This window comes from Chryseobacterium lathyri, from assembly GCF_019970085.1.
Classification (GTDB): domain Bacteria; phylum Bacteroidota; class Bacteroidia; order Flavobacteriales; family Weeksellaceae; genus Chryseobacterium; species Chryseobacterium lathyri.
This window is the reverse complement of the sequence record NZ_JAHXYG010000002.1, coordinates 274143-288020: the sequence shown is the minus strand read 5'-3', so window position 1 is coordinate 288020 and position 13878 is coordinate 274143. Positions and strand designations below refer to the sequence as shown.

At 38.5% G+C, this 13878-nt stretch carries 9 protein-coding genes; 1 reads left to right on the top strand and 8 read right to left on the bottom strand.

The genetic code is table 11. From position 1 onward, the window contains the following. Positions 1 to 411 precede the first annotated feature (411 nt). The 6 genes from LC418_RS06680 to LC418_RS06655 form a co-directional block, all read right to left on the bottom strand. Positions 412 to 1500, bottom strand: a complete 1089-nt coding sequence (locus LC418_RS06680; protein ID WP_223558528.1) for a porin — start codon at positions 1498 to 1500, stop codon at positions 412 to 414. 13 nt (positions 1501 to 1513) lie between these two features. Beyond that, positions 1514 to 2071, bottom strand: a complete 558-nt coding sequence (kdpC, locus tag LC418_RS06675) for a K(+)-transporting ATPase subunit C (RefSeq protein ID WP_223558527.1) — start codon at positions 2069 to 2071, stop codon at positions 1514 to 1516. Between the two features lie 10 nt (positions 2072 to 2081). Continuing rightward, positions 2082 to 4121, bottom strand: a complete 2040-nt coding sequence (kdpB, locus tag LC418_RS06670; RefSeq protein ID WP_223558526.1) for a potassium-transporting ATPase subunit KdpB — start codon at positions 4119 to 4121, stop codon at positions 2082 to 2084. A 170-nt stretch (positions 4122 to 4291) separates the two neighbouring features. Next, positions 4292 to 5986 (bottom strand): potassium-transporting ATPase subunit KdpA, encoded by a 1695-nt coding sequence (kdpA, locus tag LC418_RS06665; protein WP_223558525.1) that lies wholly within the window; start codon positions 5984 to 5986, stop codon positions 4292 to 4294. Between the two features lie 676 nt (positions 5987 to 6662). Beyond that, entirely contained in the window at positions 6663 to 7988 is a 1326-nt protein-coding gene (locus LC418_RS06660) for a sigma-54-dependent transcriptional regulator (protein ID WP_223558524.1), read from the bottom strand. A gap of 92 nt (positions 7989 to 8080) precedes the next feature. Beyond that, the gene (locus LC418_RS06655) at positions 8081 to 8563 is read right to left on the bottom strand and encodes a GNAT family N-acetyltransferase (protein ID WP_223558523.1); all 483 of its coding nucleotides are present in this window, start codon (positions 8561 to 8563) and stop codon (positions 8081 to 8083) included. Between the two features lie 183 nt (positions 8564 to 8746). Between LC418_RS06655 and LC418_RS06650 the strand changes: the two genes are divergently transcribed. Beyond that, a complete protein-coding gene (locus LC418_RS06650) occupies positions 8747 to 11614 on the top strand; it encodes a M16 family metallopeptidase (RefSeq protein ID WP_223558522.1) in 2868 nt (955 codons plus the stop codon). A 117-nt stretch (positions 11615 to 11731) separates the two neighbouring features. On the opposite strand, the gene LC418_RS06645 is transcribed toward LC418_RS06650, so the two are convergent. Beyond that, positions 11732 to 12814, bottom strand: coding sequence for a GNAT family N-acetyltransferase (locus LC418_RS06645; protein WP_223558521.1), 1083 nt, complete (start codon positions 12812 to 12814; stop codon positions 11732 to 11734). After that, the gene (locus tag LC418_RS06640) at positions 12811 to 13809 is read right to left on the bottom strand and encodes a polysaccharide deacetylase family protein (RefSeq protein WP_223558520.1); all 999 of its coding nucleotides are present in this window, start codon (positions 13807 to 13809) and stop codon (positions 12811 to 12813) included. The genes LC418_RS06645 and LC418_RS06640 overlap by 4 nt, the downstream gene beginning before the upstream one ends. Positions 13810 to 13878 lie beyond the last annotated feature (69 nt).

The window sequence follows — 13878 nt, the reverse complement described above, 5'->3', positions numbered from 1 at the left end:
ATGCATTTAAACTTCAAATAACTTAAGTGTTTAAAAACTTTTGTGACTTTTGTGGTTGTTTTTTAAACCACGGATTTCACAGATTTTCACAGATGTTTATGCATATTTATTTACTATAAAATCTTTGATTTTTGAGCACTTATGTGATCTTCTTTTCACAATGCATTTAAACTTCAAATAACTTAAATGTAGATCTTTTGTGACTTTTGTTGGTTGTTTTTTAACCACGGATTTCACAGATTTTCACGGATGTTTATGCATATTTATTTACTATACAATCTTTGATTTTGAAAACTTAGGTGATCTTCTTTTCACAATGCGTTTAAACTTCAAATAACTTAAGTGTAGATCTTTTGTGATTTTTGTGGTTGATTAATTATTTTTCACTCTTCATTATTCACTTTTCTCTTTCTAAAACCATGCAGCCAGACTTGTTGTGATAAAGAAATTTCCCTGCTTCATCTCATCATTTTTCACAAAAATGGCGTCTTTAGACGTAAATCCTCTCGCCTCTGTACGGAAAACCACGTTCTTCAGAATAGCATAATCTACATTCAGGGAATAGCCGAAGGTTTGGAAACCGTTGGGTGTTTTGGTGGTGATGATCACCCCATTTTTATCATTGTAATATTCAACTCTTCCTGCCAGGGCCCATTTGTTGTCTAGCTGGTATTTCATTAAGACATTTGGAGTGTACCAGATATTATAACTGTTGCTTCCTTTCTCTTTCTGTTCTGCCCCGATATCAAACCCAAGCAACGCTGAGAATCGTTCTGTCAGCTGAAAATTCCCGTAAAGATCATGGAAATACCGCATTCTTTTTTCAGCTTTTGATTTATCGTTTCCAATGAATGAACTGCTGTTCAGTGTAATTTTTTCTGTCGGTTTGTAGGTTACCTGGTGCCCGAAAGAAATCGTCTGGTTACCTTCCGGTTTTGCGATACGCTGCCAGCCATTAAGCACTAATCCGCTTAAAAACCATTTTCCATTGTCTGAAGTATAAGAAACCTTTGCTCCGGTTTCAAAATACGGTGAATTTTCAGCAGCAAAACTTCTTGTCAGATTAACATTATCTTTTCCTATGGCACTTTCCCAGCCGATGTGGGAAGGCATAATCCCTGCATCAATCCAAAGGTTTTTGGTCTTTGAAATTTTAATTCCCACGTTTGCTTCATTTACATAGCGCAATGCTTCCTGTTCTGCAGCCATATTGTCCTGCGCGTAGGTTCCGGCCATTAAAGCTACATTTGCGCGGAGATTTTCACTCTGATAATTCGCTTTTACCAATCCTAAATTCAGATTGAGCTCGTTATGTCTGTTGTAGGAGTATAAAAAATTCTGACGGAGATGATTGGCTGGTTCATTAAAATCATACGTGTAGAAAAGTTCTGCATAGGCAGAAAAAGTCACTTTATTTTCTGTTTTTAATGAATCTGATGATTGTGCTTTCGGGAAAAAGATCCCGAATAATACAGCACTGGTAATGATATATTTTTTCACGGTGATAGCTAGATTATTTTAACTGATCCAAAGCGATATTAAGCTTCAGTACATTTACTTTTGAAGGTCCTAAAAGTCCTAAAAACGGTTTCTCTGTCTGATTTTTAATCAAATTTCTTACTTTTTCTTCAGAAAGGTTTCGCACTTCTGCAATTTTCTTTACCTGATACAGAGCCCCTTCTTCAGAAATATCAGGATCCAGACCGCTTCCGCTTGCCGTAACCAGTTCTACAGGAACTTTTGTATTTCCAATTCCAGGATGATCCATTTTTAAAGTATCAATTCTTTTCTGTACGGTTTCCAGATATTCTTCATTGCTTGGTCCTTTATTGCTTCCGCCGCTTCCCGCCGCATTATAATTAACAGATGACGGACGTCCATGAAAGTATTTTTCAGATTTAAATTCCTGCCCTACATTGGCATAGAACTTCTGTCCGTTCTGGGTAATGATCTCTGCATCCCCTTTTGTAGGCAATATTTTTGAACCTCCGTATACGATAAGCAGATAAATTCCTACGATAGCCAGCATTACAAAAGTCAGTCTGAATGCTGTAACAATATGATTTTTCATTTTTTAAATTTTAATAGAATAAACTGATCACTAAATCGATGATTTTAATCCCGATAAACGGAACAATAACACCACCCAAGCCATAGATTAAAAGATTTCTTCTTAAGAGTGCACTGGCCCCAATCGGTTTATAGGCAACTCCTTTTAACGCTAACGGAATAAGGAAAGGAATGATCACGGCATTGAAAATAACGGCTGATAATATGGCTGTTTCCGGGCTGTGAAGATTCATGATATTCAATTTCTGAAGGGAAGGAATGAAAGTAATAAACAGTGCAGGAATGATGGCAAAATATTTAGCAACGTCATTAGCAATGCTGAAAGTCGTCAATGTTCCACGGGTCATCAGCAGCTGTTTCCCAATCTCTACGATCTCAATCAGTTTCGTAGGGTCATTGTCAAGATCTACCATGTTTCCGGCTTCTTTTGCAGCCTGTGTTCCGCTGTTCATTGCTACCCCCACATCGGCCTGGGCCAGTGCCGGCGCATCATTCGTTCCGTCTCCCATCATGGCGACCAGCTTTCCTTCCTGCTGTTCTTTTTTGATGTAGTTCATTTTGTCTTCAGGCTTGGCTTCGGCAATAAAATCATCTACGCCTGCCTTTTCTGCAATAAATTTTGCCGTCAGAGGATTATCTCCGGTTACCATCACCGTTTTTACCCCCATTTTTCTCAGTCTCTGGAAACGTTCCTGAATTCCTGTTTTAATAATATCCTGAAGTTCGATAACGCCCCATACTTTCTCATTAACGCTTACCACAAGAGGGGTTCCCCCGTTTTCAGAAATTTTGGTGACGGCATCCTGGGTTTCTTTCGGGAAGATATTCCCGGCTTTTTCAGTCAGTTTTTTTATCGTGTCATAAGCCCCTTTTCTGATCCTTGTGTCTTCAAAATCAATTCCTGAGGTTCTGGTTTCCGCGGAGAAATCAATGTAGACCGGGTTGGGAACAAGAAGGTCTTCTGATTTCAGCTGGCTTAATTCTATAATGGATTTTCCTTCCGGAGTTTCATCCGCTACTGAGCTTAACGCAGAAGCTTTAATAAAGTCCGGCAGCCTGATTCCGTCTGCAGGGTGAAATTCCGTCGCTTTACGGTTTCCGATAGTAATGGTTCCTGTTTTATCAAGAAGCAGTACATCAATATCTCCGGCAGTTTCCACTGCTTTACCGCTTTTCGTAATCACATTCGCTCTCAGGGCTCTGTCCATTCCGGCGATCCCGATTGCAGAAAGCAGACCTCCAATGGTTGTGGGAATCAAGCAAACGAAAAGTGATATAAAGGCCGCAATGGTAATGGGAGTCTGCGCGTAGTCTGCAAAAGGTTTTAAAGTGAGTGTTACGATAATAAAGGTCAGGGTAAATCCTGCCAAAAGTATGGTTAATGCAATTTCATTAGGTGTTTTCTGTCTGGATGCTCCTTCTACCAGGGCAATCATTTTATCTAAAAAGGACTCTCCCGGTTTGGTGGTCACTTTTACTTTTATTCTGTCGGAAAGAACTTTCGTACCTCCGGTTACTGAGCTTTTATCGCCTCCGGATTCACGGATAACGGGGGCACTTTCTCCGGTGATTGCAGATTCATCAATGGTAGCAAGTCCTTCGATAATTTCTCCGTCCATCGGGATCTGATCTCCGGTTTCGCAAAGGAAAATATCACCAAGCTTCATTTCGGCGGACATTCTCAGAATGGTTTCTACCTGAAATCCCGGTTTGTTCTCCAAAATTACTTTGGCGGGAGTTTCTTCACGTGTTTTTCTGAGGGTATCTGCCTGTGCTTTTCCTCTGGCTTCGGCTATTGCTTCTGCAAAATTGGCAAAAAGAACGGTGAAAAATAAGATAATGAATACGGTAAAGTTATAAGCAAAGCTTCCCTGCGATTGGTCTCCTGTAAGACTGAAAAGACTTACGATGAACATCACAACAGTTCCTACCTCTACCAGGAACATCACGGGATTTTTAAACATGATTTTAGGATTCAGCTTCACGAAGGACTGTTTGATCGCTTCGTTCACCAAATCTTTTTGAAACAATGTCTGTGATTGATTTTTCATTTTTTTGAAAGAGTTATATCATTGTAAATCAACGGTAACCATTAAGACAGATTAAAACAAGAGGAGTGGAAATGGATAATATATTCAGGTGAATGTTTCGATGAGTTTAGACTAGTTTCCTGATATTTCAATCTTCCTAATGGTTGACTATTGATTTTAATTTTTAATATTTATTTAGAGAAATACTGGATCTGTTCTGCGATAGGTCCCAATGTAAGGGCCGGGAAGAAAGACAGAGCCGCAATAAGAAGGATCACCGCCAGCGTCATAAAGCCGAAAGTAGCTGTATCCGTTTTCAGAGTTCCTGAACTTTCAGGGATGAATTTTTTCTGTGCCAATAATCCTGCAATCGCTATCGGTCCGATGATCGGAATAAATCTGGATAAGAGTAATACAATTCCTGTTGAAATATTCCACCATGGGGTATTATCGCCAAGTCCTTCGAACCCGGAACCGTTGTTCGCAGAAGAAGAAGTGAACTCGTACAGCATTTCACTGAACCCGTGAAACCCTGGATTATTCAATGTTTTGGCACCAAATTCAGGCAGATAGGCAGTTAATGCTGTTCCTACCAGTATTAAGAACGGGTGGAACAGAGCCACGATCATAGCAATCTTCATCTCCTTGGCTTCGATCTTCTTACCCATGAATTCCGGCGTCCTTCCTACCATCAGACCACTGATGAATACTGCGAGAATAATGAAGATGAAATAATTAAGGATTCCAACACCGCAGCCTCCGTAGAAGCAGTTGATCATCATGGCCAGCAGCTCATTCATTCCTGAAAGTGGCATCGTACTGTCATGCATTGAATTCACAGAGCCTGTTGAGATCACAGTTGTTGCAATGCTCCAATATCCTGAAGATGCGCTTCCGAAGCGGATTTCCTTGCCTTCCATAGCTCCAAGGCTGTTGTCAGTCCCCATTTGTGTGATAAGAGGATTGCCACTTGTCTCATTGACAATATTCGGTATAGCAAGCGCCAGAAAACCAATGGTCATTACACTGAAAATTACCAATGACAATTTTCTCTTTTTCAGATAAAATCCTAATGCAAAGACCAATGCAAACGGAATGATCATCTGAGTGACCATTTCGGTCATATTCGTTACATAGTTCGGATTTTCAAGTGGGTGTGCTGAGTTGGCTCCGAAGAAACCTCCCCCATTGGTTCCCAAATGCTTGATCGCCACAAAAGCAGCTACAGGCCCTCTGGAAACATCAACTTTCTGTCCTTCCAGCGTTGTGATATGGTCTTTTCCTTCAAAAGTCATCGGACTTCCGTTGGCAGAAAGGATCAGAGCAACAAGGATACTGATCGGAACAAGTATTCTGACCACAGATTTAGTAAAGAAATCATAGAAATTCCCTAATTCCGTAGTCGTTTTATCTTTAAAAGCTTTGAAAAGAACTGCCATAGCCGCCATTCCAGTAGCTGCGGTTACAAACTGCAGGAACATCAGGTAAAGCTGACTTAAATAACTGACTCCCGTCTCTCCCGAATAATGCTGAAGGTTACAGTTCACCAAAAAGGAAATAGCTGTATTAAAAGCAAGATCTGGTGACATATTCGGGTTTCCGTCAGGATTCAGAGGAAGCCACGCCTGGGTCAGCAGGATCAGGAATCCGATAATGAACCAGACCAGATTGATCGTCAGCATGGCATACATATTCTGCTTCCAGGTCATCTGGCGGACCGGGTTGATTCCGGATATTTTATAAATTAATTTTTCAACAGGTTCAAAAACAGGATCTAAAAAGGTCTTTTTGTACCCATACACATTAGCAATGTATTTTCCAAGAAATATTCCAATGACTAATGTGATCACAAACATGGCAATAACGCCTAAAATTTCTGTATTCATGACCGGTTAAAATTTTTCAGGTTTCAGCAAAACGTAGCAGATGTAAACAAAGGCCAGAATTGAAAGGAAAAATAAACTCCACATAGTTTTATATTTTATCAAAAAATTCAACGGATTTATAGAGAAGCCAGAACATCACTGCAAAAAGCAGAATCAAACTTATCAGCATCATATCGTTATTATTAAAGTTAATAGGGTCAGCAGTACGTACGATACCATCAGCAGACTGAAGCCTGCGTGATCACGTTTTTTGAACGTTTTTCTTGAAATTGTCATTTTTAAAATATTTTATTCAGGTCCTATAGGCCAAATAAAGGCCCACTCTGATACAAAAACATTCAAATAACTAATAATCAATCAATTAAATCAAATAACTCAACCGTACCAAAACACAAAAGCCTATCATTTTGATAGGCTCGTTTATTGAAATGATAGGAGTCAGGTATTAGGTTGTAAGGATTAGGGAATAGGGAATAAGGTTGGTCGAAGTTGTAATGGTGGTTGTGAGTAGTGAATGGTGAATTTTGCTTCGCAAGTGAAAAGTGAATGGGAGATTCAAGAAACACTCCGAAACTCTAAAACACTCACACTCTCCGACGCACAAACCCCGAAACACGCATCCCGAAACTAATAACTCATAACTCTCCGACTCTCAAACCCGATACTCGCAACTCATTTACCTCCATCCATACTCCTCCAGCTTGCGGTACAGTGTAGCAATGCCGATTTCCAGCAGCCTGGCGGCTTCGGCTTTATTACCTTTGGTGTACTGCAGGACTTTTTGGATGTGTATTTTTTCGAGGGATCTTATACTTAAAGAATCACTTTCAGGAACGATTTTATCTGAATAATGGGGCAAACTTTCAGCATCCAGAATATTATCCTCCATTAGAATAAGACTTCTCTCCACAGCATTTCTAAGCTCGCGGATATTTCCTTTCCAGTCGTTTTTTTCAAGGGTTTTATAGTAATCAGGATTTACCTGAAGGTTTGAAAGGTGAAGTTTGCGGGAGAAAATATCGATGAAGTTTTTGGCCAGCATTTTCAGATCTTCCTTTCTTTCACGTAATGGCGGAAGATGAATTTCGAAAACATTCAGTCGGAAGTAGAGATCTTCGCGGAAGTTGCCCTGTTTAATTTCGTCCTCCAGATCCCTGTTGGTCGCAGCAATCAGTCTGAAATCTGATCTGGACACTTTGGTCTCTCCCATTTTGATGAATTCTCCGGTTTCGAGAACACGCAGCAGTTTTGCCTGAAGTTCAATTGGCATTTCTCCTATTTCGTCTAAAAATAAAGTTCCGCCGTTAGCTTCTTCTATGAGACCTTTCTTATCTTTTACAGCACCCGTAAAAGCACCCTGTTTATGTCCAAAGAGTTCGCTTTCCAGTATTTCTTTGCTGAATGCTGAACAGTTGATGGCCACAAAATTATTTTTCTTTCTTTCGCTTCCGTCATGGATGGCATTGGCAAAAACTTCTTTTCCGGTTCCGGTTTCTCCTGTCAGAAGAACAGCCGCATCCGTCAAAGCTACTTTTTCAGCCAGTTTTTTAGACTGAAGAATCAGAGGAGAAGTTCCGATGATCTGTCCGAAACCTTTTGAGACAGTAGTTTTTTGACCAATTTTAGAACGATTGTCTTTAACTTTTTCCAAAGCTTTATATACCAGCGGAATGATCTTCTCATTGTCATCACCCTTCACTAAGTAATCATAAGCGCCGTTTCTCATCGCCTGAACGGCATCGGTAATATTTCCGAAGGCGGTCATCAGAATAATTTCGAGATGTGGATATTTGGTTTTGATGGATCTTACCAGCTCTATCCCGAAAGCATCGGGAAGCCGGACATCGCATAGAACGACATCAAATTCATGCTGCTCGAGCATAGTCATGGCAGAACGTGCTGTTGAGGCTTCTTTTACGTTAAAATCTTCTTGGGAAAGAATCATTCCTAATAATTTCAGGAGCTTGATCTCGTCATCGATGATCAGAATGTTTCCGTGCATGGTGTGTGTTTTTGGAAAACTACTGCAAACTTATAGAATTTCTTTTGGAAAGAAGCAAAGAAAATAAAGATGTCTGATTAATATTATTTTATTTAACGAGAATATTTCATCAGTACACTCGGATTAATTTCCTTTTGTTTCGCATCAGAAATTTCTACAAAACCAATCTTTTTGTAAAGATTAAATGCTTTAGCATTATTATGTTTAACTTCAAGATAGATTTCAATGCTCTTAAAATGGCTACAAACCTCCTCTATAACCTTCTGAATCAGATGTAAACCTATATTTCTACCCTGATATTCTTCTTTAACATACATCTGGTAAATATTTCCTCTGTCATTTTCATCTTTAACAAAAGTACAGATTCCAATTAATCGATCTTCATTGAAAGCTCCCAATACAAACCTTTCTGCCAATTGATTTTCAATATCATATTCTATTCTGAATTTTTCAGTTTTTAACGCTTCCTCATAGTCCGCGCAAAAAGATTCCGGGAATTCCTTTAAGCTTTCAAGCCTGATTGCTCTGTAAACGGCACTTTCTTCGGGTAAAAGTTTTCGGTACTGAATATTCATTATGATTTTAATTTGTGAAATGATAATTACAGGATAGTTTTGACCTCTGATAATGTGAATAATGTTTTTATCTGATATAAATTAAAACTATAGATGCAATAATACGGAAATTCCGGTTTGTTCTTTTCTGAATCCTTACATTTGTAATGCATTCTGATTTTTAGGAATGAAATGAATTAGCTTATGATTGACAAAAGATACAAAGAAACAGTTCATACAGATAAAAACAACTACGAATATATCACCATTCCCAATGACGAAAACAAGGTAAGAATTTACACTTTAAAAAATGGTTTAAAGGTTTTTCTTGCTCAAAATTTTGATGCTCCAAGAATTCAGACGTACATTCCCGTGAGAACAGGAAGTAATAATGATCCGTCTGACAATACGGGTTTGGCGCATTACCTTGAACATATGATGTTTAAAGGGACCTCAAAAATAGGTACCCAGAACTGGGAAAAAGAAAAGGAACTCCTTGACCGGATTTCTGCGTTATATGAAGAACATAAAGCAGAACAAGATCCTGATAAAAAGAAGGAAATCTATAAAAAAATAGATGAAATTTCCCAGGAAGCCAGCCAATATGCCATTGCCAATGAGTATGATAAAGCCATCTCATCCCTGGGAGCCAGCGGAACCAATGCCCACACGTGGTTTGATGAGACGGTTTATAAAAATAATGTTCCGAATAATGAGCTGGAAAAATGGCTTAAAATAGAGAAGGAAAGGTTTTCAGAGATTGTGCTTCGTCTTTTCCATACGGAACTGGAATCGGTCTATGAGGAATTTAACAGGGCTCAGGATAATGATTCAAGGCTTGTGAGCTATGAGCTGATGGCTGCTCTTTTTCCAACCCATCCGAACGGACAGCAAACGACACTAGGAAAACCTGAACATCTGAAGAATCCTTCAATGAAGGCTATTCATAAGTATTTCGATGAATATTATGTCCCGAATAACTATGCTATGATTTTAGTCGGTGATCTGGATTTTGAAGAAACCATTCAGCTTGTCGATCAGTATTTTGGGACAATTCCTTATAAAGAACTTCCGAAAAAAACTCCTGTTACCGAACAGCCATTAACAGAAATTGTAAAAAGGACGGTAAAAAGCCCTACCACTCCGAGGGTTCAATTAGCTTGGAGAACGGACAGTTTTGGTTCAAAGGAGGCTATGCTTGCAGATATCACTGCCAATATTCTCAGCAACAGAGGGGAAGCCGGACTTCTTGATCTGAACATCAACCAAACGCAAAAAATGCTTTGGGCACAGGCTTTTTCTGTGGGATTAAAACAATACGGATATTTTTCTATCGTGGCTGTTCCGAAGGAAACGCAAACCTTGGATGAGGCAAAAGATATGGTTCTGGAACAGCTTGAGCTGATCAAAAAAGGAGATTTCCCGGATTGGATTCTTCCTGCGATCATCAATGATTTTAAAATTCAACGTCTGAAAGGCCTGGAAACAGCAGATGGACTGGCTACAAACCTTTATGACACCTATATCAAGGGAAGATCGTGGGAACAGGAACTGAATGAAATGGATGAGTATGAAAGTTTTACCAAAGAAGATGTGCTCAATTTTGCCAATGCATTTTTTAAAGAGAACTATGCGATTGTTTACAAGGAAAAAGGTGTTAATGACCAATTGGTAAGAGTTGAAAATCCCGGAATTACCCCGATTAAAATCAACCGTGATGCGCAGTCTGACTTTTTAAAGGAAATTACTGCTGAAAAAACAGAAGATATACAGCCGGAATTTATTGATTATGAGAAAGAAATCCTTACAGATAAGGTAAAGGATAAAAAGCTGAGCTTCGTTCGCAATAAATATAATGATATTGCCCAGGTGCACTTTATTTTTCCTTTTGGAAGTGATAACGACAGGGATCTTGGAATGTCTACCCAGCTTTTACAGTATCTTGGAACGGAAGATCTTTCACCTGAGGATTTAAAGAAGGAATTCTTTAAGATCGGAATCAGCAATGATTTTAAAACAACAAATGACCAGCTTCTGATCTCACTGAGCGGGCTGGAAGAAAATATTGAAAAAGGGATTTCTCTTCTTCAGCACTGGATGTATGGTGTAAAACCGGATCAGGAGATTTACAGGCAATTCGTAGAAACGGTTCTGGAAAACCGCCAGGCTACAAAAAAAGATAAAACCCGTATTATGACTGCCCTGACCAATTATACAAAATTGGGGAGCTTCTCACGTTACACGGATATTATTTCCAAAGAGGAGCTTGAAGGCAGCAATGCAGAGGTATTTACAGACAGAATGAAAAATCTTTTCAAATATCCTTATGAGATATTTTTCTATGGAAAGAATGTGGAAAATTTCAAACAGTATATTGGAAGGTATGTGGAAAATGAAAGTTTCCGGATTCCTGAGCCTAAACAATATCCTGAACCTGAAACCAACGGAAATGTCTATTTTACAGATTATGATATGGTTCAGATGGAAATGAGTAAAGTGGGAAGAGGACATCAGGTAGATACTTCAAACTTCGGAAAGATTAACGTTTTCAATGAATATTTCGGAAGAGGGCTTTCATCTATCGTTTTCCAGGAGATCCGCGAAAGTAAGAGTTTAGCCTATTCTGCGTATGTTTCTTACGCAGCCAATTCTGAGCTGGGGCATCCTGATTATATTACCACGTATATCGGAACGCAGCCGGATAAACTCCAGACTGCCGTAAGCACAATGAGCGAGCTGATGAATGAGCTTCCCGAAGTTCCTATCCAGTTTGAAAATGCCAAAAATGCCGCTCTGAAACAGATCGCTTCAACCAGAATTACCCGAAACAATATATTTTTCAATACGTTACGACTGAAAAAACTCGGGATTCACCATGATTTCAGAAAAGACATTTACAGACAGATCGAAAACCTGAAGTTTGAAGATCTGAAGGATTTTTACCAAACGAAGATCAGGCCAATACATTTTAATACAGCGATTATTGGGAAGAAAGAAAATCTGGATATGGATGCCGTAAACCAGATGGGAACCATTAAAGAGCTAACACTGAAAGAGATTTTCGGACATTAGAAAAATTTAAACCGCTTCATGATTGAAGCGGTTTTTTATATTAATTGAATCCGAGTATAAGGACCTAAAAATAAATGCACTGAAAAAAACAGAATTTATATTGATTTTAAGCTACATCTAGGTCATCATACAATCTCCGTCTCCGTCCTGATATTCCGGATCGAATCCTTCTGGCAGATGCTGTATGAGCTGTTTGTGGAATAAGTATCTTCTTTCAAAATTACGTTCGTAGATCTTTGGAAATATTTTCGACTGCTCTATTCGTGAATTGAGTTCTTTCTGATAGCTGGTTAAGGTTTTTACTTTATTGCTGACAATATAATAGCTTAGGAAATCAATGAAGCGATCCAGATCAGAGGCTTCTGAAAACAGATAGGGGATCTTAAGATTCCCGTCCCTGAGCTGAAGCAGTGAACAGGCTGCTAAATTACTGTTGTCATCATATATTTTCACCCAAACATATTTAAAAACCTCAGCATAACTTGAAAACAGGTATTGATCATCTTTCTTCTTACCTTCCAATACCCACGGATTTTTTATAAATACATTGATTTCATCGGCATTTCGTCTGCTACGGAATTCTGACATGAATTCTAAGCTTTCGGCATCAATATGATCAAGGATTTCAAATCTGAATCCGGGCTTTTTGATGGCAGAGTTTTTTAAGGCAATTAAAGAATTGGCAACAGCATCAGTTATTTGAAAAAGTGGTTTTGCAGCTTTAGTTTCAGGCTTTTTCTCAGGAATAATATGCGCTGCATCTGAACGGAAATAATATCTTTTTCCTGCTTTTGGATAAACATATTCAAAAACGCCTAACATGTTATAAAGAGCTTCTGCTTCTTTGGTAAATTCTGTTGCGATGATATTGCCGTCATATTCTTCAAACATCTTATTCAGTAATGCTTTTGCAATCCTTTTCCCACGAAATTCTTCACTTACAAACAGGGTACTTAACCATGCATAGTGGAATATTTCTCCGTCAATTAAATAATTATCAGGGAAACATCCTACATACCCGGCCAGTTTTCCGTCATAAAAAGCCAAAACCAAAAGTGTCTGATTATCTAAAGCTTTCAGGTTTTTGATCTGGGATTTTGCCCGATGTTCTGAAATAGGAAGAAAATCAAAGTTTCTGAAATCTCCTGATGACACGAAATCCTCAAGTTCTTTTTTGTTAAATGTCTTCAGCTCCGTCATCTTCTCACTATTTTATTTTTGTTGATTATTTTTTTCAATCTGAAATAAGCGGTTTCTTTTTTTAATATGTTTTCTCCGCTCTCTCCCATTTCCATCGGGATTCTGTGAAAAAGCCGTTCTACACTGTCTAATTTTGCGCCTGCACTTCCAAAACAACAGAATAGATCTTCATTTTTAAACAGCTCATCAAAGAAATCTTTTTTTACTCCAAAGTCCGTGAACGGAAATGCAAAGCTTTCGTATAGAAAACCATTTTCTTTCAAATAATGAAAAGTCCGGTCGGTACTTTCCATTTGTTCCTTCAATGACAGTTCGCCATACTTGGGATGATCCCAGCTGTGGGAGGAAATTCCATAGCCTTTTTGTGTCAGTACTTTTAACTGCTCTGTTGTAAGATAAGGAGTGTGCTCTTTAAGGTAAGCATTGCAGTCAATTTCCAGTTTTTCAGTAATCCTGTCCAGCAGTTCTCTTTTATGATAACTGATCTTTAAAACCTCTTGTTTTAAACCTTCTGTTGACGTATTTTTCAGGGAAAGCATTTGAAAGATCTCCGAATCTGCTGTTTTTGTTTTTTTCACAGCATCAATAATTAAACTGGCCTTACATCTGAACATCAGTTCCTGATTATCAATAAAAGCCGGATTTATAAAATTGCAGGCATATATTCCTTTTCTTTCCAGAACAGGAAGTACAATATCGTAAAACTCCCTGAAACCGTCATCAAAAGTCAGAAGAGCAATCTTTTTTTTAGGTTTAAAGTTACCATTGACAAAGTCCTTGAATTCTGACCAGCTGACGAACTGAAAATGCTTTGAAAGACAGTCTATATCTGCTTCGAACTGTTTTGTATTCTTATATTGAATAATGTGCCTGATATGTGGCAGATTTTCATCAGAAACACAGTGATAGACGGGCAAACAGTAATCCATCGGAAAAGAATTCCCGATATCTCCTTTTTCAAAGGCAGCAAGTATATTGATGATCTTATCTTTCATCTCTATTAAATAAAAAGAATCTATTCAAATTGGATTTAAATAGATTCTTAAAGGTATTACTTTTATGTG